This is a genomic window from Parasphingorhabdus sp. (assembly GCF_036964565.1).
Taxonomy (GTDB): Bacteria; Pseudomonadota; Alphaproteobacteria; order Sphingomonadales; family Sphingomonadaceae; genus Parasphingorhabdus.
This window is the reverse complement of sequence record NZ_JBALTN010000001.1, coordinates 1-20525: the sequence shown is the minus strand read 5'-3', so window position 1 is coordinate 20525 and position 20525 is coordinate 1. Positions and strand designations below refer to the sequence as shown.

Below are 20525 nucleotides of genomic sequence, written 5' to 3'. Positions count from 1 at the left end.
GACCCTCATGACCAGCAATAGCAAATTGATCCTCACCGGGCTGGGAGCGCTAGCTCTCGCGCTGACTCCCGCGTCGCTGCTGCTCGCGGCCGGCAAGGAAAAACCGCAGAAGGTCGACTACAGCTTCACGCCTCCCGCACCGCAGAACCAGACATGGGACGAAGCCCAGGCCAAGAGCAGCGGTTGCCAGTCCTGCCATACCGACAGCGACCAGAAGACCATGCACGAAACGCCGGCCGTCGTTCTGGGCTGCGTCGATTGTCACGGCGGCGACGCATCGGTCGCGGGCGACAACAAATGGGGCAAGAACAGCCTGGCCTATATGGATGCGCTCACCAAAGCGCACGTGCTGCCGAAATATCCCGAAAGCTGGCACTGGCCTTCTTCGGCCAATCCCAAGCGAAGCTATTCGCTGCTCAACGCGGAATCGCCGGAATTCGTCCGCTTCGTCAATCCATCGGACTATCGGGTGGCGCGCGAATCCTGCGGTGCCTGTCATATGGAGATCATCGAGGCATCGGAACGATCGCTGATGGCCACGGGTGCCATGCTGTGGGGTGGCGCCGCCTATAATAACGGCATTGTCCCGTTCAAGAATTACGTGTTCGGCGAGGCCTATACCCGGGATGGTCAGCCAGCAACCGTCAAGTCACCCGGCAATCCGCATGGCACCGTCACCGACGCCGAAAAGAAGCGTGGCGCCTTGCCTATTCTCTACCCCCTGCCGACCTGGCACACCGTGCCGCCGGGCGATATTTTCCGTGTGTTCGAGCGCGGGGGCCGCAATATCAACACCCAGTTTCCGGAGATTGGCCTGCCCAATATCGGCGGCATCATCCAGCGGCTGGAAGAGCCCGGACGTCCCGATCTCAAGCAGTCGAATCGCGGTCCCGGTACCGGACTGCGCGTTGCCATTCCGGTGCTCAACATCCACAAGACCCGGCTCAACGATCCGTTCATGTGGTTCATGGGTACCAATGACCAGCCCGGTGATTATCGCCAATCCGGCTGCGCCGGCTGCCATGTCGTCTATGCCAATGACCGGGAACCGCGCCACAGCTCGATATGGGCAAAATATGGCCGTGATGGACAGACCGAGACGATCGATCCGACAATTCGCAACCTCAAGGAAGGCCAGCATCGTTTCGGCAGCTATGGCACCTATGACGCGTCGCATGGGGCCAAGGGCGCTCATGGTGAGGACAAAGGCCATGGCGATGATCATGCGAGTGAGACCGATCCGGCGAAACGGGAAAAGGGGCATCCGATCCAGCATGCCTTCACTCGCGCCATCCCGACCGCCCAGTGCATGAACTGCCACATGCATCAGCCGAACATCTTCCTGAACAGCTATCTCGGCTACACGATGTGGGATTATGAATCCGATGCGCCCTACATGTGGCCCGGCCCCGACAACAAGACGCCCAAGCCCGAAGGCATGAGCGACGAAGACTATCAGAAGAAATACAAGCAGCAGAAATATCCAACGGCAGAGGAGGTCCGGGCCGTGCTCGACCGCAATCCGGAAGGCGCCGCGCCCAAGGGGCTGTGGGCGGACATCGACTTCCTGCGCAATGTCTACGACCTCAACGATGAGGCGAAGGACACACAGTTCGCCGATTATCACGGCCATGGCTGGAATTTCCGCGCGATCCTGAAACGCGACCGGGATGGCAATCTGCTGGATGCCGAGGGAAATCAGGCGACCTACAGCACCGATACCGACAATATCGTGGCCAATGACGACCCCGAAAAATTCCGCAAAAAGGGCGAAGGGAAATTTGTCGAGCCGGGTACCAATCCTGGCAAATCGGTCCACATGATGAGCATCCATGCCGAGGTTGGCATGCAATGCGCCGATTGTCATTTTGCCCAGGATAGCCACGGCAACGGCCTGATCTACGGTGAAGTTGCCAATGCGGTGGAGATCAGCTGCAAGGATTGCCATGGCACCGCGGATGCCTTTCCGACGCTGATGACCAGCAACCTGGCTGCCCGCCCCAAGGGCAAGAATCTGGGACTGCTGCGCAACGCCAATGGCGAACGGCGCTTCGAGTGGTTTCAGGACCCCAATGGCCAGCGGGTACTGATTCAGCGGTCCATTGTCGATCCCGAACTCAGCTGGCGGGTCAGCCTCGTAAAGAACAGCGTCGATCGCTCGCATCCCGATTTCAATCTCAAGGCGGCGCGGGCCAAGCTGATGTCCAAGAGCGGTGCGGAAACCGGCAAATTTGCTTTCGGTAGCGGCGTCCCGAAGGACGATCGGGCGCACAAAGATGAAAATATGGTCTGTTTCACCTGTCATCTCAGCTGGACGACCAGCTGCGGCGGCTGCCATCTGCCGATCGAGGCGAACTGGCAGGCGGACAGCCACAAATATGAAGGCGGAACGACCCGCAACTATGCGACCTACAATCCCCAAGTCGCCCGCGATCAGATGTTCCAGCTGGGCCGGCACCAGACCAGCAAGGGCAATGTCATTGCTCCGGTCCGTTCGACTTCTGCCCTGATCCTGTCATCCACCAACATCAACCGCGAGCGCATTTATGTTCAGCAGCCGCCCATCTCCGGTATCGGCTTCTCCTCGCAGGCCTTCGCGCCCCACTTCCCACATACCGTGCGCAAGACCGAGACCAAGCAATGCTCCGACTGTCACGTCAGCGCAGCCAATGACAATAACGCGATCATGGCGCAAACCTTGCTGCAGGGTACGAATTTCGTGAACTTCATCGGCCTGCACGCATGGGTTGGCCTGGAAAAGGGTTTCGAAGCGGTGAGGGTAACCGAGTGGGATGAGCCGCAGGCGGTGATCGGCTCCTATTTGCAGAAATATGCTTATCCCGACTATTGGCGAATGCATGTCGAGGATAACAATCGGGAACTGATCGACTGGGTCCGGGGTGAACGGCTCGACGATGATCTGTCCGGCGAGACCAAGGCGCTTGAAGAATTCAAGAATGTTGTCCAGGGTACGGACGATGCGGTTCGCTGCCTGCAGCTGCGCGGCGAATATATGTTCGTTGCTGAAGGCAGGGGCGGATTCCGCGCCTATGACGTGGCTTCCATCGGCAACAAGGGCTTCTCGGAACGCATCATCAAGGCGCCCTTCTCTTCGCTTGGCCATGATACGCATGTGAAAACCAGGAATGCGACCTGCATGGCGCTGGCCACCAACCAGCCGATAGCGCCGCTGCGCAACACCAAGGAGTTGCGGGAGATCAACGAGGAACAGCCGTTCCATCCGATCTATAATTATGCCGTCATTACCGACAGCGAAGAAGGTCTGATCCTGGTCGATGTCAACACGCTGGCCGATGGAGAATTCCGCAACAATTTCTTCAAGCGCAGCCTGACCTGGAATGAAGGCGGGGTGCTTGATGGCGCGCAGCATATCACCCTCGCCGGCCATTATGCCTATATCACCACGGCTGCCGGGCTGACGCTGATCGATCTCGATCAGCCGCTCAAACCGCGGCACGTGATCACCATCCCGATGACCGACGCCCGCGCTTCTGCCCTGCAGTTCCGCTATTTGTGGGTGACCGATGTCGACGGGGTGAAGCTGTTCGATGTCACGGATATGGAAAAGCCGGTGGCGGTCCCATCCGGCACCATAGCGTTGCGCAACGCCCGGCGTCTCTACCTGGCCCGCACCTATGCCTATATCGCAGCCAAGGACGAAGGGCTGGTCATCGCGAACATCACCCGGCCAGAGGCGCCTACCATCTATCGCAAGGAGACATTCGGCGGCACGATGAACGACGCGGAGGATGTTATCGTCGGCTCCACCAACGCCACCCTGTTCGCCTATGTCGCGGATGGCCGCAACGGATTGAAGGTGATCCAGTTGACCACGCCCGACAGCCAGAAAAATTACTATGGATTCTCGCCGGCGCCGATGCCGGAACTGATCGCCTTTGCCCGCACGCCGAAGCCGGCGCTGGCCTTGTCAAAGGGCCTGGATCGTGACCGGGCAGTGGATGAGACCGGTGGCCAGATGGCTGTCTTCGGACGCCTGGGTTCACGGCCCTTCACACGCAGCGAGATGCAGCGCTTCTATCTGAACAGCAAGGGCCAGCCCTATTTCGTGAAAGACGAGCCAAATCTGGCGGACTGGATCGGGCCGGTTCCGAAAATGTTGGCCAGACCATGAAGAGCGGAGGCCGGGCTGTTACGCAGCACCGGCCTCCTGTCCCCCGATACGCCACGCGGGGGAATTTTGGCCCTGCGCCCGAAAGCGCAGGGTCTTTGACTAAGCGAGATGTTTAGCAGTTGCCGTCGATGGCGCGCCCGGCGAGTGCGCCGACTGCGCCGCCGATGATCGTGCCTTCTGTCTTGTCTCCGCGTCCTGCGACTTCGTTGCCGAGCAGGCCGCCGGCGATGGCACCAATGATCGTGCCTCCGGTTCCGCGGTCACAACCCCGGTAGCGGCGATCGCTGTAGCGGGCATCGCGATAGCGCCGCTGGTCGCGATAATCCCGGCGATCGCGATAGCGATCACCACGGTAGGTGTCGCCACGACGATATTCGCGATATCCGTTGCCACGTACCTGCTGATAATAGCCGCTGTCATAATATCCGCCGCGCGCTTCTGCGGGCGATGCGAATGCCATCGTTGCGACGGCTGCGGCTGAAACTGCGATACTTCCCAAAATCTTGTTGATCATCTTCTCTACTCCAAAAAGGGTCGTCTGAAACCCGAATCAATTGCTGCCCAACGAGTGTCTGTCTACCGGGCCTGGCTTGACCAGTTACTGAATGGCGGTTTTATCTGGGGTTCATATTCGCGCCGGCTTTTCTGAATGACGGGCAAGAACCGGCATACTAGCTTTTTAAGCCATTGCCGGGCTCCGAACGGTCCGATAGCAACTGCCCGGTATAAATAGGGGAAGAGCGATGAAACTGAAGGGCAAGACAGCGGCGATAACGGGCGGAACGGCGGGTATCGGCCGGGGGATTGCCGAGGCGTTTCTGGCCGAGGGCGCGAATGTGGCGCTGTTTGCGCGGAATGCGGAAAAAGGTGGTGAAGTTGTCGCGGAACTGGGGGTCGGGGAACGGGCCCTGTTCATCGCCGGGGACGTGATGAACCAGCAACAGGTCGAGGGATTTGTCGACCAGACGGTCGCTCATTTCGGCGCTATTGACATCCTTGTAAACAACGCGGGCGGTGCCGGCGACTTGGCGCCGCTGGTAGACCTGACCGACGAAGCCTTTGATATGGCTATGAAATGGAACATCTACTCGACCTTCTGGGCGACCCGGCGGGCGCTGAAACCGATGATCGCGCAGCAATGGGGCCGAGTGATCAACATCAGCTCGACCGAGGGCAAGATGGGCAAGCCGACCTTCGCCCCCTACACGATCGCCAAGCACGGCATCAACGGAATGACCAAGGCGGTCGCCCACGAAGTTGGCACTTCCGGCGTCACCATCAACGCGATCTGCCCGGGACTGATCATGACCGACCTGATCCTGCAGAGCGGCCCGGCGACGGCGGCGGGCATGGGCATGACCTTCGAGGAAATGATCGACATGTTCTCGCAGGAAAGCGCGCTGAAGCGGCCGGGCAAGGTCGAGGAAGTGGCGGCAATGGCCGTGCTGCTGGCCTCGGATGCCGGCGCCGGCATCACCGGAGCGACGCTGAGCGTCGACGGCGGCACCGCGCCCTATTGACGCAGCCGGACGGCGTTCCGTCGGCAACGCTGTCACCATAGCGCCATAGGCCCGGCGCGGCCAAGTCCGGCCCTGCCCGGTTCGCCTGGTGCAGCAGCTACTCGCGCGTTTGCGCGGTGTCCCTCAGCCCCTTTCCGCGATCCTGGGGACCGCTCGCCTTAGCCCCATGCCCTGCCCTGGTGACCGCCGCCCAGGGATCCGGCTCCTGCCTGTTCGTGTCGCTGGCCGGCGCGGCGGTGTCCGGCGGCGGGGCCACCGGCGTTGGCGGGTCGGCAGCGACGCAATAGGCGGTGACCAGCACCATCGCCGACCACCACAGCGCATGGCCGCGACTGGCGAAGACGCGCGTGAGACGGGGTCCGAACATGCGGGCAGGATAGCCGCCTGGTCTTAACAAGCCGTCTGCCACTTGGCTGAACCCCCGATGCCAAATATTGGGATAATTCCCTATTATTCAGTTTCGGTTCATATAGTTCAAAGTGCGAATTTCGTGTAAAACTTTGTTTTTAAACGATATTACAAAATTGGCACGCCCCATGCAATGTTGTTGGCATCTTCGCAGAATGATCCGCGAAGCAAGATTTTAAACGAAAAGGAATTTCAAAATGACCAACGCCAACGTTCAGAGCCAGTTCGCAGCCGCTGTCCTTGTCAGCGCCAGCATCGGCCCCGCCGTCACCAGCGCAGCCACCCTGGTCGCCTAGCCCCATTTGCCGAAAGGAAACCCCGCCATGTTGTCTCCCAAATTTCAGAATCGCCTTGCCGCCGCCTTCGCCGCCTTCTTCTCCGCCGCCGTGCTGCTGAGCGCGTCGATCGGCCCAGCGGTCAACAACAGCGCAGCGCTGGTCGTCTGAGGTTCCGAGATGCCGCTAGCGGCAGGCGCGCAGGAACCCGACCAGCGCTTCGCCGGACCCCTTGAGATGGATCGAGAAGCGGTTGCCGTTCAGATTGACAAAGGCGCGATTGCCCCGCGCCAGCGCCGGGAACAGCGCGTGATTGTTGGGCAGGAAAAATTGCGGCGTCGGATAATCCTCGCCCTCGATCTGCGCCGGTAGCATCCGCGCCAATATCCCGATCGAAGGCTTGTCATCGACCCGGATGGTGAAGCCGAACTGATCCTCTGCCACCACCTCCTTCGGCGTCGCCAGGATCATGTGCGCGATCCGCACCGACCCGTTTTCCAGCTTTTCGCAGCCCATCGTCCACAGCCGGTTGTCGGTTTCCGGCACCATGAAGGACAGGGCCGGCGCACCGCCGTAGCTTTCATCATGCCAGACCATGCCGAACGCCTGGCCGGCATCGGGATATTCCTCCCGCGACGGCAGGGTCGGCCGGGCCGGTCCGCTGGTGACACCACTGGCCTGCGATGCCCCGGCAGGGGCCGCGGCCATCAGGAAAGCAGCCGATGCGGCTGCATATAAGTTCAGCTTTTTCATCATGATAGCGCCATATCATCATATGGCGCGCGACGGTAGACGGAGATAGACTCATATTGGTTCTATTTTTCCGGCCCCGCGCACGGTGTCGGAGGCGGCGCCTGCCCCCTGCCCCGGTTTAGCCTCCCTTAACGATTGGCCGCTAGCTTCGGCCGGTGAACAAGCCGAAAGTGGCCCCTTTTCCGCCGCGCCGACAGCGCGAAGCATGGCACCGGGCGAAGCGTGGCCCATTCCGGCCGGTCGCGGCCGACTCGCCGTCGGCCGACGGCATTCGCTGGCCAGCCTTTGTCGCCATCACCCTGGCGATGTGCACCGCGCTGTTCCTGGCGATCTTTCTTGGCGGGGGCGCCGCGACCGTGACCGCGGCAACCGGCGCGGAACAGCACGACGGCCGCTTCGGCATCTGCGCCGGGCCCGATCGCTTTTCCTGCGTGGTCGACGGCGACACGCTGTGGTTCGAGGGGCGCAAGATCCGGATCGCCGACATCAACACGCCGGAAATTTCCAGCCCCGGCTGCGCGTCGGAAGCGGCGCTCGGCGAGAAGGCGAAATTCCGGCTGCAGGCGCTGCTCAACCAGGGCCGCTTCTCGCTGCGGTCGATCGACCGCGACCAGGACCGCTATGGCCGCGATCTGAGGATCATCACCCGGGGCGGCGAGAGCCTGGGCGAGATATTGGTCACCGAGGGGCTAGCGGAGCGCTGGCAGGGTCATCGCCGCAACTGGTGCTAGGCCGCCCGCGCTGCCCGGCGTGCCAGAAAAAAGGCGAGCAGGAACAGCAGCATCAGCAGCCCGTCCACCATGCCGCCGACAAAGACCGGCCCCATCGCCACCCGGCCCTGCGCATAGAGCAGGCTGACCGGCAGGAAGAAGGCGAGCTTTTCGAGCACCGCGATCGGGATCAGCGGCGCGAACCGGACCGGGTCGAGCGCGATCATCACGAAGACCAGCTGGAACACCAGCGCCAGCCCGAGAAAGCCGTAATAATATTCCGGGCGCGGCCCGGCATCGCCGAACAGGCCGGGCACCACGGCGAGCAAGCCCCAGGCGGCGGCGAGTGCAAAGATGATTCGGACGATTGTCATGCGCGGGCCGCCTCTAGTTCTACAAAGTTTACAGGGGTATTGGGAACATATCCCACCCCTGGCGCAGAGGAAAATTCGGGCCGGTTTGCAGGCGGTTGAACCAATTTTGCGCCATCCTGTCTCATCCTGCAATGCCTAGCAGAACGCGCGCCTGCAGGACAGCGCTGATGCACAAAATGCAGCGGGCGGATGGCAAAGCCGTCGCGGCATGATATGGCGGCGCATGGAAAAATATCGCAACATCGTCGGCTGGGGCGCGATCGTCGTCTCGGCGCTCGCCTTTCTGCCCCTGCCCCTGCCGGCGCTGCCGCCGATGCTGTCGGGCGCGATGCTGATGGCGGTGCCGGCGATCGGCACCGTGCTGATGCTGCTGTCGCCGATGCTGCTGTTCGCGGCCGGCATCGGCCTGGTCAAGGGCTGGGACGGTGGCCGCAAGCTGTTTCTGGCCTGGGCGGTGATCGGGATATTCGCCGCGGTCGGCGGCTGGGCCTATCAGCCGGTGCGGGCGATGGTCGACCTGGCGGTGATCGCGGGGTCGCTGCTGGTGGTACTGGGGCGCGACTGGCGGCGGCTGTTGCCGCGGCGGTGAGGATGGGGGCGGTTAGAGGCACCGCCTGTTTGCCTAACTGTCATGCCCGCGCAGGCGGGAATCCAGTGAAAGAATAAAGCCGCTGTTAGGGGACTAAAGGTTCTGGAGTAAACGGGGAAGTATGGGAAAATGCGGGCAAATGTGGTCTAGAGGGCAGAAAACGGCCACTGTACTGCCCCTACAAATCACATTTTGGCTCAAAAAGACTGTCTAGAGTGAGAGGCCAAATAGACAGGCCTGGACAAGACTGGCTGGAGTAAGGGCCAATATTGCATAAATGTCTGAGGGCCCGCTTAGAAGCCTCTAAGCCGCTCTTACAGCGGGGTTCAGATGACGGGCTCAACTTCCGATCCGCTCGAGTGCCGAAAAAATAGGCAAAAGAAGTGGGCCTTTATTGTGCCCAGTTTGGTTTTTGGAGGAATGGCGGAAAACAGCCTTTTCCGAATAGATAGCAGCAGCAAATGGAAAAAGAAGTGGGTCGATTTTTTTGGCATTCGAAAAGCTAATAGACCACGTCCGAACGGAAACAGACTAGGCGGCTCTGTATTGCGGCCTATTCACCTGCCTATCGCGTACGTCCGCTGGCATTTTCAAACCCTTGGACGCTATCAGTAATTCGGTCCCAACACGCTTGTTCTGTAGCGAATATTTGATGTCAAAACAGTATTGTCGGCGGTTGCGGTATAAGCCCCGAATCTCCGGTGTATCGTCATAGGTTACAACCCAGGGGCGATCTAGCTTGGTTATAGTATCCGCCAATTGAGCATGATCTTCGGGCTTGTAGAAGCTGGTATAGAGCGTTGCACCCTTGTTGTAATACGGAGGATCAACGAACATCAGTGTTTCATCTGGTAGCTTCTGATCGCAGCGTTTCAGAAAATCAACCGCGTCCAAATTGCTTAAGTGGATGCGTTCTGCATATTTCTGCACCCGCGCAATTCGCTGCGCCAATCTCTCGGCATTGTATCGACAATCAATCTTATAATTGCCAGCTTGGTCTAATCCGCCAATGACGCCGCCACCCTTGACAATGCCCGAACGGTTGGTTCGGTTCAAATAGAACGCACAAAATCCGAGTGCCAAAACATCATCTGTTTTTCCGCTTCGTAAATATTCTCGCTGCTCAAGCCATTGTTCTATCGTTATGGGTGTATTTCTCACCAGATCTAGGAAAGCATCTGTTTTATTCAGTACGCAGTGCCAGAATGCCCAAATTGACGGGTCTATGTCATTGATGTGAATATCGGCAACAAAGCCACCGTACAGCAATTCTAACGCTAGGCCGCATCCGCCAGCATACGGCTCGACATAGTGACTGCGCTCGAGTTGGTTGGTTCGCAAGATTGCGGCTGTCAAATCTAGCATACAAGATTTGCCACCTGGATAACGGAGCGGTGAAGCTGTGGAAGCCATTATGTTCTCCTCGAAACCTGCGTAATTTCAAGGAATCCTATCAACAAACGGTTAGCTCGGCCAGAAAAATCTCAAGATGCTTTTTGGGCCGCTTCGTTAATGCATTTTAGGATTACATCTTTCAACGCGATAAAATCATTGTTGAGTTGATCGCCGTTAAATGATGCTGACACTGGATGGTGTTTCGTGGTGTTGCCGTATCCGCCGATCCGTTCGAGAGCTTCTTTCAAGGCAGTCGTTTTTCCAGTGATGCCGTATGATGTTAGCTTGCTTGATTGCAGAAAACTCGGAAATGGGGTCTTTTCATGCCTCCCAGCGCAGGCGGTCAATGTTTCGAAGAATGCCCAAGCCCCTATACATACCAGAGGTGTGTGGGGATCCAATTTGACGTCGCAAATCGAGTGATACAGGCTTTCTAGCTTGTCGTTTCCGTAGGCCCGCAATGCCTGAAAAATTTCCTCATCATAGTGTACATGGGCTGCCTTATCCGGTTTCTTTGGCTTCTTTTTGCGAGTCTTTTTTGGTTGTCCAGTTGGTGAATCGGTCGTTAGAGATTCTGGTTCGACCCTCGTTGTAGTAACACCCGGCAGAGAATTAAGAGGCCGGGCATATTCGATTATTTCGGCCTTGTTCATCCGAGAATGGACTTTTTCTTTACCAACCAGATCGCTCATAAATCGTTTTACAACTGCATCAAATTCAGGCTTTGGACGAGAGCGACCAACATCATCGGGATTGCTTTGGTCAAAGCCCATAGCTTCCCTAAAAACATCATTACTAAGGAAACGCTGCACGGTTGTCAGTTTGCCTTTACGGTCTTCAGCCGAGATCATTTTTTCTTTTTCCGCATAGTCCAGCAAGGCTTGCGACGGACGGTTCTTGTTGTCACCGTCGAACCGCGATTTCTGTTCAGCGTTCCATTGACGCCGACCTATCCCGCCTTGTGGCCCATTATGGGTGCGATCTAGCCAAACCTTAATATCTTCAATATCCTCGAAACGTGCCCCTCGAACAAACTTGATGGGAGTCCAGTTTTCAGCAAGTCGTCTAAATCCGTTGCGCAGTTTTGTCGGTGCAAGTTCAGGGTCATTCAGTAATTTGAGGGCGCAGATCCGGCGGTTGCCTTCAGCTACAAAATAGGTACCTCCGGACTTCTTTTTGTCCGCTGGAATTATACCGCAAGTTTCCAAAGGGTTCATTCCGAGATTCACAATATCTCGGGCTAGGGCGTAAACATCCTCGTTTTCACACAAATATTTGATTGCCTCACCTTCTGTTTCAAATGGCTCATGGCGAGGGTTGCTGTGTAATAGGTATATTCTACCGACAGGTACTTTATCTAGAAACTGCACGTTTGCCATTTAACTTTGCCCCCAATCCCGATCCCTATAGCCGACGCACTACCGCAATCACGCGGCCTATTATATGCAATTCATCGTCTGCAGTTCTGCGCGGCGGCACGAGTTGGTTATCGCTGAGCAGCTCGACAGTGCCATCTGAATGATGGCGCATGCGTTTTATCATGCCGATCTCTCCATCTACAACCGCCCAAATAGCATCGTCGACGCGCGGCGTTTCCTGGCTGCGGTCGATAAGCACTATCTCTCCGCTGCGAATCGTCGGTTCCATGCTGTCGCCATCGCCAGTCGCCCAGAAAAGGTGGCGCGGCGCGGTCGATGTAATAGATTGTAGCCATTCGCGCGAAAAGGCGCGCTTTTCGACCTCGACCGGACCATCGGTATAGGTACCGCCCATGCCGTATCTGAGATCGATCTGGTCGAGTTCTACCAAATCCGGATTGACGTCGCGCCGATCATGCGAAACCCAATCGGCATGAGCGGAAGCAGCGGTGGCCGTTTCGTCGCGCAGATCCGTGACATGGGCATTTAGCGCCTGCGCATAATGTTGCGCCCAGCCGGGATAATCAGGATAGGCAATTTGAAGTTTTTCTAGCGTTCGCTGACTTAGCCGTGTCTCTGCGGTACCCTTCGCGGGGCGCTGAATCGTCTTGGGATCGACGCCCGCCTCTCTCGCAATCTCGGCCGCAGTGACACCAGAATGGGCAAGCAAATCGCGGATCAGAGCTGCATCTTGTTCCAAGCCTGTCATCACGCTGCGCTACCAGCGCCGCGACGGAAACAGTAGCGGAATAAAATGTCTTGCAGACGGGAATTAATTCCCTTAACTTCCGTCGTATGAACCAACAAGCAATCGTCAAGGACATCATGGAGCGCGCGCACGCCGCCCGGATTCCCATCGCCAAGCTCTGCCGCATGGTAGGCATTGATTCCGCCACGTTCTGGAACTGGCGCAAAACGCCGCGCAACCCGAACCCGTGCGGCGCGAACCTGCATTCGATCGAGAGAATCTACCAGGCGCTCGACGAGATTGATCATCAGGATACCAAGCGGCTGGCAAAGCGCGGGAAGACTGCAGCATGAGCCATCCGCATGATCCCGTGGTAGTGAGTCCGGTTGCGGTTGATAGCCAAGGTTGCATCCGCGCATTCGGTTTGCGTTTCTGGTCCAGCGACCTCTACAAATTTGCCGGACGTTCATTGATGCTGTGTGTCCCTGCTGCCCCGCACATGACAGCCATCGTGGCTTCGATGAAGGGTAAAAAACTCTGCGACGTGGATCTGATCGAAGACACCGGTTTTGCCGATCCGAGCGCAGCCCGAACCCTAGTGGCCTTGGAAAGGGCAGCAAGTCAGGCACAGAAAGCACTAAAGACCCAGGCAATCGTTGATCTCATCGATCATCGCATCCAGTCGGATCGCTACTCGCGGTCGGTCATTCGCCGCCTTAGCGGCCTGCTCTCGCGCAAACTCCCCGGTTTTATGGGCCGAGCCTTCAACAAGAAATTCGGTCGCGACAATATGGCTGAGCAAAAGGTTCTGGATCGCGATCACCTGATCTCTGAGTTCGGCAATATCATTTTCGGCCATGGGCAAACTTCCTTTTGTGGTGAGTCGCATCAACTTAGCGAAGCCGGCGACGCGGCTCACCGTCTATATGAAGGGGGCCAATAGACATGGTCGTCGATAAGCAAACTCCGCCGATGCCGGGCACGCTTTCCGGCCCCGCTGTGCCGATTGAAGGCCTGATGCGCATTCCGATTGACGAAATCGAGATGGGCGAACGGCTCCGGCCTCTGGATGTTGACTGGGTTATGCGGCTGGGCGAAATCATGCTGGCCGAAGGGCAGCGGATGCCGGTGGAAGTGTGCAAGCTGCCAGGGCGCAAGAGCTTTACTCTGGTTTCTGGCGCGCACCGGCTGGCGGCGGCACAGGCGTTTCTGGACCTGTCGCCGATCAAGGCCATTCTGGTCGGACCCGATGCGCTTGATCGCAAGCTTGGCGAGATCAGCGAGAATATCTGGCGCAAGGATCTGGACCCCTATGACCGAGCGGTGTTTATCGCGGAGTTGGTGCGCACATTGAAGTTGAAGCGCGGCGTTGATCCCAATGCCGATGGGCGTTCGATATCGGCCCAGGTGAAGTGGCAAGATAAGCTTTCTGATGAGGCTGGGGATGCAAATGCAAACATTGCATTTACATACGGATGGGCAGCAGAAGCGGCTGAAAACCTCGGGTTCTCGAAGCGCACTGTCTACGGTGCCCTGATGATTTTTAGCCGAATTCCGGCGCAAATGATCGCGACATTCCGCAACCGAGCCCATCCGATCCTGAAAAATGCCAGCGAGTTGAAGGCGTTCGCCAAGTTGGAGGAAGATGAGCAGAAGCACGTTTTCGGGCTTCTTGTCCATGCCAACAAGATCCATACAGGAGCGCCGTTTGCAAAGGTAGCCGACGCGCTGGCTGCCAGTCGCGGCAAAGGCCCTCATCCCGTCGAGAGCGAACGGAAATATAACAAATTCACGGGGCAAATCACGAGCGCCTGGAGCCGTTTGAGCACCGCCCACAAAAGGCGGATGATCCCAGAGTTTGCCCAGCACATACCGCCAGGGATGCGCCAAGAATTCCGTGATGCGTTCGACCAGTTGGACGCAGAGGACGCGGCAGATGGATATCCGCAGTTCCTCGATACGCTTAAATGGCAACTGGCCAGTCGGGCAGAGTTCGACCGGCTTAAGGCTGCCAATCCGGAGACACTTACCGATCTGGAGCGCGCCGCACGATTCCTCTATTTGCAGCGGATGGGTTTCGGGGGCATGCCTCGACATATGGGCATCGATTTCAACGGCGGCACCCGTTTCAATCTGACCAAGCTGGAGCCGATGCTGCAGGACGTGCACGAGCGCCTGGCGCCGGTGGTTATCGAGCGGATGCCCTTTGCTGATCTGATCCGGAAATATGACAGCCGGCCAGGCACGCTCTTCTACTGCGACCCGCCATATTTTGGCTGCGAGGATGACTATGGGAAAAACATCTTCTCAGAGGTGGATTTTACGGTGCTGAGAGACCTCTTAGCGGCCATCCAGGGAAGGTTTGTTCTGTCTATAAATGCAGTGACCGAGATACGCGAACTGTTCGCTGGCTTCGATATCGAGGAGGTCTCATTGAACTACCGTGTCAGCGGGAAGCCGACGCCGGCAAAGGAGCTGATCATATCGAACTAGAAATGCGCAAAATTTTTCGCTACGAGGTCCGGAATGATCAATTTTAGTGCTCCAGCATGTCTTGTCCCTGACTCCAACATCTCTTGTCCCGCTACAGCCGCTTCGCGACATTTTTTTGGACTGGGTCCCCGCCTGCGCGGGGATGACAGGGCCGGGTGGGGATGACGGGGCCGCGGGGGTATGACGGGGCCGCGTGGTGATGAGATTGCGTCAAATGCAATTCGGCCGGGAAGCGGGACGCGGAGCGCCCCGGTTCCCGGCCGGTTGCAGCCTGGACAGGCGGGCTAGATATCTAGCGGCACTTCAGCTCGCCGCGGTCGATTTCGCGGCCGAGCAGGGCGCCGCCGGCGGCGCCGAGGAGGGTGCCGACGGTGCGGTCGCCGCGGCTGTCGATTTCGCGGCCGACAAGGGCACCGACGGCGCCGCCGATGATCAGGCCGGTGGTGCCATTGTCGCGCTTGCAGTGATACTGGCCGTTGCGACCGCGCCAGATGCGGTCGTTGCGGCTGAGCCGCTGCGGTTCATAATAGCGGCCGCGGTCGTCATAGCGGCCCTTGTGATGCTTGACCTTCTGCAGGCCGTAGGCCGGCGCGTGGCGCGGCGGGTCGGCCAGGGCGGCGGCGGAGGGTACCACCAGCGAGGCGGCGGCGATGGTCATCAAGATATTACGCATAGCAAATTCCCATGGTTGTTTCAGTGTCTGACCAGGGGTTTACGAATCGCAATATGAACGGCTGGTGACCTGAGCTGTCAGGAAAAGGCAATCGGGTGCGGCGCGCGGCAAATGGTCGGGTGACCGGTGTATTTGATCAGATGGACAGCGCGCCGTCGTCCCAGCCGCCGCCGGTCATCGAGTCGCCGAGGATGCCGCCCTCGCTGGCGTTGACGATCATCTGGGCAAAGCCGGCATAGGGCCGCGGATTGTCGATCTCGTTCGCCATGCGGTCGCGCGAGGCGTTGCGCCGCTCCGGGTCGGCGGTGATGCCGGTGCCCTCGATCAGGCGGTTCATCAGGTTGAAGATGCCGGTCACGGCGATGGTGTGGAACAGCGCCTTTTCATTCCAGCCGGCGGCATAGACCGCGGCGGCGTCATCGTCGCCGACGCTGGACGGGGCCTGGGTCAGCTTGCGCGCATAAGCGAGCAGCGGCAGCATCCGTTCGTCCACGCCGCAGGCGGCGGGATCGGAGACCAGCAATTCGAACAGCTGCGGGTCGGTGCCGTGGACCTCGGCAAAGCCGCGGTGCGAATCGTAGCAGAAGTCGCACTGGTTGAGGCCGGAGACATAGGCGGCGATCAGCTCGCGCTCGGCGATGCTGAGCGGCGACGGGCCGCGCAGGATCGCGTCATGATAGTCGCACAGCGAGGCAAAGCCCTCGCTATGGGCGGCGAACAGTTCGATCATTTCGGGATTGTCGGGCAGGGACGGAAATCTGGACATGGGCGCGGCTCTTTCTGCAAGGCAAGAGAGGTCGCCGGAGGCACCGGACTCGGGGGGGAGCCGACAAGAGCAACAACCGTTCCCCGATATACCCGGGATATTTAAGAATGGCTTAAGAGCCGGCCGAAACCGTCGCGCGGCGGTGGACGAAGGGGGGACGGTTCGGGGAACAAAGCCAAGGGCAGCGCGTTGACCAGGTAACAGAAAGAGGAATGTCATGAAAAAGGATCAGACCAACATCAACCAGTCGCAGCGCGACGAGGCCCAGGCGCAGAAGGTCGCCGAGAAAGCGCAGACCCAGACCAGGGCGAAGCAGGAAGATGTCTCGAACAGCCGCCGCGACGACAACGACGACCCGGCGCAGATCATCCCCGACGACACCCAGGACACGGTCGACCATATGAAGCAGATGGCGGAAGACGGGCGGATCGACGACGGCGCCTTTGCCGGCGAGCGCAATGATGATGACGAGGAAAGCGATCTCGGGATATTGGACGAGGCGGAGGATGATGCGCCGTTTAGCGAGAAGGGTGGCGCGGATTTTGGGAATTCGGGCTGAGGATATTGGGGCATGATGGCGCTCCCCTTGTCATTCCCGCGCAGGCGGGAAACCAGTGAATGAATAAAGCCGCTGCGCGACGTTTTTTGTTGGACTGGATCCCCGCATGCGCGGGGATGACAAGTTGGGAATTCGTGCAATGTCCCGGCAGCTAGTCGTCATCCTGAACTTGTTTCAGGATCTCGGCAGGCAGCGCGCGAACCTTGAGGGATCTTGAAACGAGTTCAGGATGACGAAGGAGGAAATTAGTGCACGGTCACCGTAATTCCTCAAGGATTTTGATCGGGATCACCAAGAGAATATCCGGAATGGTGTGAGGGCAAGGAATTAGTGCACGGTCACTGGAACTCCTGATTAGTTTAGCCCAAAGTTTTCGAATTCAACCCGCTGCTCGTTCCGAGTTTTCACCTCTGTCAACAGCTTTTCCAAAATTTCAAAGCTGCGGTTAGTAGTTTGCGTGAAACCAAATTTCTTCCAAGTACTATAATCAGAAGGCATAACCTGCACTGACAAATCGATGTCAGTTAATTCTTCATTTTCAATAGGGGTTTCGGAACCATCAGCATCCTCTTTTGAAGCAATTTTGGATTTGTCGGGATGGTTTTTTAACCAAGCGATTAGATTTGATACCTGATTTGACATAAGTCGCCAGTCGTCAATCCGGAGGGGCCCGGTAAAGCCCACTTCAACCGCGTACATTTGGACAAACACACTATATTGCCGAAAGAGCTTGGAAGTTGGATGTCCTAAGCCAGTCAACGATGATCCTCGTATACCAAACCAAAACTTGGTCCAATAATCCAAGAAAAACCTTTTTTCACGCTCCTGCTTTGAAAGCTTAAGATATGGCGCAAGAAGCTCGGTCAGCCTTGGCTCAACCCATTCTCTTTCAAGTCGATCTCGATCGATTTCTATAAGCATCGATAAAACGGAATCGCCAAACATCGCTGGTTGGCGATCAAGATACTTTGCGACTGTTTCCATAGGAGCACTCGAAAGATACACCGCTGCAAAATATTCCTGAAAAGATCGGTGAACGAACGAATACTGCAGGCCCTCATATTGCAAGACACAAACATTTTGCAGAAGGTCGGTATAGAAATCGCTGGGATTAGAGTTGCTTCCAACTGAAATAAGGGCCTTTTTCGAAAATTCTTCTAACTCTTCTAAGGTTAGCTCAAACTTTGTCTGAAAATAGGTCGCGGCGCAAAATGCCGAAAACGCTTTTTTGAAAACATCATCATGTAATTTGCAATTGAGTGGTCGCTGAGCCATTGATTTGGTTACATCGTGTCCACGCATTAAAGCATTAAAAGCTTGCGCGTAAAATAAATGCATTTTGGTCGGAATATCTTTGTACAACTCATAAGTTAATAGCATTAATATTGCCAACAATGGTGTTTGCACAAAGCTCCTGTCCTTGTCTTCAAACAACTTCGGAACTGCTTTTTTAACAAATTGTTTCTTTAATTCTTCGTCATATTCGAGCTTTTCAATAAGCTTTAACGTAGCGCCTTGGGTCAGTGGCAAAATCTCATAAACATGAAAAAGATCCCAGCTCACAAAATTTGGATCGATTCGCCCAGAGACAACAATTGATACATTGGGGAATTCAAGTGCAAAGCGTTCAATTATTGACTGGACTTTGGGTTTGAATTCGTCCGGAATTTCATCAAATCCATCTAGTATTAATGTTATTCTACCGGTCAATAAAAAGTCCGTTAGGTCATCGTTGGCAGTGTTCTTTTTAGGACCGGCATAAAAGTGATCAATTACCTCAGTCATCGTTGAGACTTCGGAAAAAGGAATTTTACGAAGCTCGATGAATGCCGGCAATTTGTCACGCCAATGATCAATGTGATGTATCGCCAAATACTTTAATAGTACCGACTTTCCATAGCCAGCGGGAGCAGTGACAATAATTCGTTCTAAATTAAAAAACCTTTCAAATAAATCAACATCATCTAACTGTACTGATCCAGAAGAAAGCTTTGACGAAACATAAATATCAGGAAGGTACACGGGTTTTTGGCGATAAAGTAAGTTTTTAATTTCAGATGTTCGTGGAATAGACGTAAGAAATTGCTTTTTATAGGCCCTAAGAATCTTTTTTGTTGGATTTGCAAGACTTTTACCACCATCGGAAACTATTATATCTATAGATTTTTCGGCAATTATATACTTTACTTAGCAGAGAATCGAGCGCATGAAAAATGGGACAGGTCGGCGCACATAAGTCACTAAACTCTATTTGCTACGAACCACTGGAACGCGTTAACAACCTCCTCCACTTTTATGGAGATAGACGCCAGCGTCGAAGTGACTGGCTCCCCTGGAAAGGGTTGAACTTCGGGGAAGAATATATCCGGGGTCGGGTAGATGTCGTAATTTGTATCAATTCCAAAACCGGCGGGAGCCTCAAAAACCAATTTATTCCCGCCGGAAATATCGGCGTAAACGGGGTCGATGGTTTTTCGCTCGCCGGTTTCAAGATGGATAAGTGTGATGCCTTCGACAAAGCTCATTTGAGTGACAGGAGTAGTGACAGTATGCTTGTCGGCGTTGTCGAGCAGGTTAAGGGCGTGGAGAATTTTCCCGTTTCCCGTTTCGTATGCCGCAAGGCTGACGATAAAATCCTTCGTGTCTTGACGGGGTGTTTTCATTCCCAACGCCATGGATTCAAAATCTATCCGATTAGCCCCCGTGGGGAATTTCAGGTAGCGATCTTGTGTTCCTCTGTCGATGCCCACCAGTTCCCATACCAAATGGTCAAGAACACACCTGTAATTGTGGATAGCGTCTCCCAAGACCAAAGCGACTTCGGGAGGGGGTGTCCTATCAACAATAACCTCAACACTAATCCGCCAGACATTCCCCTCATCTCGCTCACCTTTGATAACAGGTCTGTGGGGGCGCGTGTTCAAAAAGGCAGTGAACATCTTGTTGAGATCACGGACGTGCTCATCGGCCCTCTCTAATTTTAGCTTTGCACTTTCAAACATGCTATGTGTGGACCATGACCAAACAAAAAAAAGATGACACCTACTCCGAGGCGGAGACAGAGGCACGGCGTGAGGCTGCGCTGAAAAAGCTGTTATCGACTCCGCCCAAGCCCCGCAACACTAGCAAGGGCAAGGGTAAAGAGTCTCAATCAAAATAGCGTTTTCGTTTGGAACCAATTGTAAAAACCGGACTCGCCCATTTAGGCGGCGAGTTTGTCAGTCCGCCGATAGGTCAGGCGCTTGCCTTCGATGCCCTTAAGAGCAACGGCGGCGCGTTCACCGTCTGTAATATCGCGGGTATTGTAACGGAAATCAAATTCCTTGGTATAGCGGCCAAGGTGGGCTTCGCTCATATGGTGATAGACACCGATCACGCCGCGCTTGAAAATGGAGAAGAAGTTTTCAGCGGTGTTGGAGTGCTTAAAGCCACCCGTGGTGACATATTCCTTAGCGGAGTGATTGACTACGCTGTGACCGGCAAATTCGCGGCCAACGCGGGTATATACGGTAGCTTCGTCAGTCATAAGGTGGCTGTCGCGGTGAACATTGGTAACGATAAGGTTGCGAAGGTCTTTTGCATTGACGTTGGCAACGTGGAAGCTGCGAACATGGCCTTCACGGTCAACCAGTGCAACAACGGGCTGCTTGGCGCGAGGCTTGCGGTGTGCGCGGTTCTTGGCCTTGCCGCCTACAAAGGTTTCATCGGCTTCCACAACGCGGTAACGGCCCTCTAGGCGGCCCTAACCGCG

21 protein-coding genes and 1 pseudogene are annotated in these 20525 nt (G+C 56.3%); 10 read left to right on the top strand and 12 right to left on the bottom strand.

Features of this window, described 5'->3' with window-relative positions; genetic code table 11:
• Positions 1–7: 7 nt before the first annotated feature.
• A complete protein-coding gene (locus V7650_RS00110; RefSeq protein ID WP_335654209.1) occupies positions 8–4153 on the top strand; it encodes a hypothetical protein in 4146 nt (1381 codons plus the stop codon).
• A gap of 112 nt (positions 4154–4265) precedes the next feature.
• On the opposite strand, the gene V7650_RS00105 is transcribed toward V7650_RS00110, so the two are convergent.
• The gene (locus tag V7650_RS00105; RefSeq protein ID WP_335654208.1) at positions 4266–4667 is read right to left on the bottom strand and encodes a glycine zipper 2TM domain-containing protein; all 402 of its coding nucleotides are present in this window, start codon (positions 4665–4667) and stop codon (positions 4266–4268) included.
• A gap of 229 nt (positions 4668–4896) precedes the next feature.
• Between V7650_RS00105 and V7650_RS00100 the strand changes: the two genes are divergently transcribed.
• Positions 4897–5673, top strand: a complete 777-nt coding sequence (locus V7650_RS00100) for an SDR family NAD(P)-dependent oxidoreductase (protein ID WP_335654207.1) — start codon at positions 4897–4899, stop codon at positions 5671–5673.
• A gap of 97 nt (positions 5674–5770) precedes the next feature.
• On the opposite strand, the gene V7650_RS00095 is transcribed toward V7650_RS00100, so the two are convergent.
• Positions 5771–6070 (bottom strand): hypothetical protein, encoded by a 300-nt coding sequence (locus V7650_RS00095; RefSeq protein ID WP_335654206.1) that lies wholly within the window; start codon positions 6068–6070, stop codon positions 5771–5773.
• Between the two features lie 334 nt (positions 6071–6404).
• Between V7650_RS00095 and V7650_RS00090 the strand changes: the two genes are divergently transcribed.
• Positions 6405–6527: a hypothetical protein gene (locus V7650_RS00090; protein ID WP_335654205.1), complete on the top strand. Its 123-nt coding sequence runs from the start codon at positions 6405–6407 to the stop codon at positions 6525–6527.
• A gap of 15 nt (positions 6528–6542) precedes the next feature.
• Here V7650_RS00090 and V7650_RS00085 read toward each other — a convergent pair whose 3' ends face one another.
• Positions 6543–7112 carry a hypothetical protein gene (locus tag V7650_RS00085; protein ID WP_335654204.1) on the bottom strand — a complete coding sequence of 190 codons (570 nt, stop codon included), beginning with the start codon at positions 7110–7112 and terminating at the stop codon, positions 6543–6545.
• Between the two features lie 152 nt (positions 7113–7264).
• Here V7650_RS00085 and V7650_RS00080 point away from each other — a divergent pair, with 152 nt between their 5' ends.
• On the top strand, positions 7265–7840 hold the full coding sequence (locus V7650_RS00080) for a thermonuclease family protein (protein ID WP_335654203.1): 576 nt from the start codon (positions 7265–7267) through the stop codon (positions 7838–7840).
• On the opposite strand, the gene V7650_RS00075 is transcribed toward V7650_RS00080, so the two are convergent.
• A complete protein-coding gene (locus V7650_RS00075; RefSeq protein ID WP_335654202.1) occupies positions 7837–8193 on the bottom strand; it encodes a hypothetical protein in 357 nt (118 codons plus the stop codon). The two genes, V7650_RS00080 and V7650_RS00075, sit on opposite strands and share 4 nt — an antisense overlap.
• 208 nt (positions 8194–8401) lie before the next feature.
• On the opposite strand from V7650_RS00075, the gene V7650_RS00070 reads away from it, so the two are divergent.
• Positions 8402–8782: a hypothetical protein gene (locus V7650_RS00070; RefSeq protein ID WP_335654201.1), complete on the top strand. Its 381-nt coding sequence runs from the start codon at positions 8402–8404 to the stop codon at positions 8780–8782.
• A gap of 531 nt (positions 8783–9313) precedes the next feature.
• On the opposite strand, the gene V7650_RS00065 is transcribed toward V7650_RS00070, so the two are convergent.
• The 3 genes from V7650_RS00065 to V7650_RS00055 form a co-directional block, all read right to left on the bottom strand.
• On the bottom strand, positions 9314–10195 hold the full coding sequence (locus V7650_RS00065) for a DNA adenine methylase (RefSeq protein ID WP_335654200.1): 882 nt from the start codon (positions 10193–10195) through the stop codon (positions 9314–9316).
• 71 nt (positions 10196–10266) lie between these two features.
• Positions 10267–11556, bottom strand: a complete 1290-nt coding sequence (locus V7650_RS00060) for a hypothetical protein (protein ID WP_335654199.1) — start codon at positions 11554–11556, stop codon at positions 10267–10269.
• A 25-nt stretch (positions 11557–11581) separates the two neighbouring features.
• A complete protein-coding gene (locus tag V7650_RS00055) occupies positions 11582–12304 on the bottom strand; it encodes a S24 family peptidase (protein WP_335654198.1) in 723 nt (240 codons plus the stop codon).
• Between the two features lie 50 nt (positions 12305–12354).
• Between V7650_RS00055 and V7650_RS00050 the strand changes: the two genes are divergently transcribed.
• The 3 genes from V7650_RS00050 to V7650_RS00040 are packed head-to-tail and all read left to right on the top strand — an operon-like array spanning position 12355 to position 14776.
• Positions 12355–12636 carry a hypothetical protein gene (locus V7650_RS00050; RefSeq protein ID WP_335654197.1) on the top strand — a complete coding sequence of 94 codons (282 nt, stop codon included), beginning with the start codon at positions 12355–12357 and terminating at the stop codon, positions 12634–12636.
• Positions 12633–13226 carry a hypothetical protein gene (locus V7650_RS00045; RefSeq protein ID WP_335654196.1) on the top strand — a complete coding sequence of 198 codons (594 nt, stop codon included), beginning with the start codon at positions 12633–12635 and terminating at the stop codon, positions 13224–13226. Before V7650_RS00050 ends, V7650_RS00045 begins: the two co-directional genes overlap by 4 nt.
• A 2-nt stretch (positions 13227–13228) precedes the next feature.
• Positions 13229–14776: a DNA adenine methylase gene (locus tag V7650_RS00040; protein WP_335654195.1), complete on the top strand. Its 1548-nt coding sequence runs from the start codon at positions 13229–13231 to the stop codon at positions 14774–14776.
• 292 nt (positions 14777–15068) lie between these two features.
• Here V7650_RS00040 and V7650_RS00035 read toward each other — a convergent pair whose 3' ends face one another.
• Positions 15069–15449, bottom strand: coding sequence for a glycine zipper 2TM domain-containing protein (locus V7650_RS00035; RefSeq protein ID WP_335654194.1), 381 nt, complete (start codon positions 15447–15449; stop codon positions 15069–15071).
• A 136-nt stretch (positions 15450–15585) separates the two neighbouring features.
• On the bottom strand, positions 15586–16215 hold the full coding sequence (locus V7650_RS00030) for a carboxymuconolactone decarboxylase family protein (RefSeq protein ID WP_335654193.1): 630 nt from the start codon (positions 16213–16215) through the stop codon (positions 15586–15588).
• A gap of 217 nt (positions 16216–16432) precedes the next feature.
• On the opposite strand from V7650_RS00030, the gene V7650_RS00025 reads away from it, so the two are divergent.
• Complete coding sequence (locus tag V7650_RS00025; RefSeq protein WP_335654192.1) at positions 16433–16774, top strand: hypothetical protein; 342 nt, start codon at positions 16433–16435, stop codon at positions 16772–16774.
• Positions 16775–17128: 354 nt separating this feature from the next.
• Here V7650_RS00025 and V7650_RS00020 read toward each other — a convergent pair whose 3' ends face one another.
• Together V7650_RS00020 and V7650_RS00015 are read right to left on the bottom strand one after the other, a co-directional pair.
• The gene (locus tag V7650_RS00020; RefSeq protein ID WP_335654191.1) at positions 17129–18796 is read right to left on the bottom strand and encodes an NACHT domain-containing protein; all 1668 of its coding nucleotides are present in this window, start codon (positions 18794–18796) and stop codon (positions 17129–17131) included.
• Positions 18797–19014: 218 nt separating this feature from the next.
• On the bottom strand, positions 19015–19776 hold the full coding sequence (locus V7650_RS00015) for a hypothetical protein (RefSeq protein ID WP_335654190.1): 762 nt from the start codon (positions 19774–19776) through the stop codon (positions 19015–19017).
• 14 nt (positions 19777–19790) lie between these two features.
• Here V7650_RS00015 and V7650_RS00010 point away from each other — a divergent pair, with 14 nt between their 5' ends.
• Positions 19791–19934, top strand: a complete 144-nt coding sequence (locus tag V7650_RS00010) for a hypothetical protein (RefSeq protein ID WP_335654189.1) — start codon at positions 19791–19793, stop codon at positions 19932–19934.
• A gap of 42 nt (positions 19935–19976) precedes the next feature.
• Here the strand turns inward: V7650_RS00010 and V7650_RS00005 are convergent.
• A pseudogene (locus V7650_RS00005) lies at positions 19977–20492 on the bottom strand (IS1595 family transposase); the annotation flags it as partial.
• Between the last annotated feature and the right edge of the window lie 33 nt (positions 20493–20525).

What these genes read in the sequence shown, in the direction of transcription:
- V7650_RS00035 (WP_335654194.1), bottom strand. Translation starts at nt 15,449, where the DNA reads ATGCGTAATATCTTGATGACCATCGCCGCCGCCTCGCTGGTGGTACCC.
- V7650_RS00010 (WP_335654189.1), top strand. Translation starts at nt 19,791, where the DNA reads ATGACCAAACAAAAAAAAGATGACACCTACTCCGAGGCGGAGACAGAG.
- V7650_RS00085 (WP_335654204.1), bottom strand. Translation starts at nt 7,112, where the DNA reads ATGATGAAAAAGCTGAACTTATATGCAGCCGCATCGGCTGCTTTCCTG.
- V7650_RS00015 (WP_335654190.1), bottom strand. Translation starts at nt 19,776, where the DNA reads ATGTTTGAAAGTGCAAAGCTAAAATTAGAGAGGGCCGATGAGCACGTC.
- V7650_RS00065 (WP_335654200.1), bottom strand. Translation starts at nt 10,195, where the DNA reads ATGGCTTCCACAGCTTCACCGCTCCGTTATCCAGGTGGCAAATCTTGT.
- V7650_RS00075 (WP_335654202.1), bottom strand. Translation starts at nt 8,193, where the DNA reads ATGACAATCGTCCGAATCATCTTTGCACTCGCCGCCGCCTGGGGCTTG.
- V7650_RS00030 (WP_335654193.1), bottom strand. Translation starts at nt 16,215, where the DNA reads ATGTCCAGATTTCCGTCCCTGCCCGACAATCCCGAAATGATCGAACTG.
- V7650_RS00070 (WP_335654201.1), top strand. Translation starts at nt 8,402, where the DNA reads ATGATATGGCGGCGCATGGAAAAATATCGCAACATCGTCGGCTGGGGC.
- V7650_RS00045 (WP_335654196.1), top strand. Translation starts at nt 12,633, where the DNA reads ATGAGCCATCCGCATGATCCCGTGGTAGTGAGTCCGGTTGCGGTTGAT.
- V7650_RS00090 (WP_335654205.1), top strand. Translation starts at nt 6,405, where the DNA reads ATGTTGTCTCCCAAATTTCAGAATCGCCTTGCCGCCGCCTTCGCCGCC.
- V7650_RS00055 (WP_335654198.1), bottom strand. Translation starts at nt 12,304, where the DNA reads ATGACAGGCTTGGAACAAGATGCAGCTCTGATCCGCGATTTGCTTGCC.
- V7650_RS00060 (WP_335654199.1), bottom strand. Translation starts at nt 11,556, where the DNA reads ATGGCAAACGTGCAGTTTCTAGATAAAGTACCTGTCGGTAGAATATAC.
- V7650_RS00040 (WP_335654195.1), top strand. Translation starts at nt 13,229, where the DNA reads ATGGTCGTCGATAAGCAAACTCCGCCGATGCCGGGCACGCTTTCCGGC.
- V7650_RS00105 (WP_335654208.1), bottom strand. Translation starts at nt 4,667, where the DNA reads ATGATCAACAAGATTTTGGGAAGTATCGCAGTTTCAGCCGCAGCCGTC.
- V7650_RS00100 (WP_335654207.1), top strand. Translation starts at nt 4,897, where the DNA reads ATGAAACTGAAGGGCAAGACAGCGGCGATAACGGGCGGAACGGCGGGT.
- V7650_RS00025 (WP_335654192.1), top strand. Translation starts at nt 16,433, where the DNA reads ATGAAAAAGGATCAGACCAACATCAACCAGTCGCAGCGCGACGAGGCC.
- V7650_RS00110 (WP_335654209.1), top strand. Translation starts at nt 8, where the DNA reads ATGACCAGCAATAGCAAATTGATCCTCACCGGGCTGGGAGCGCTAGCT.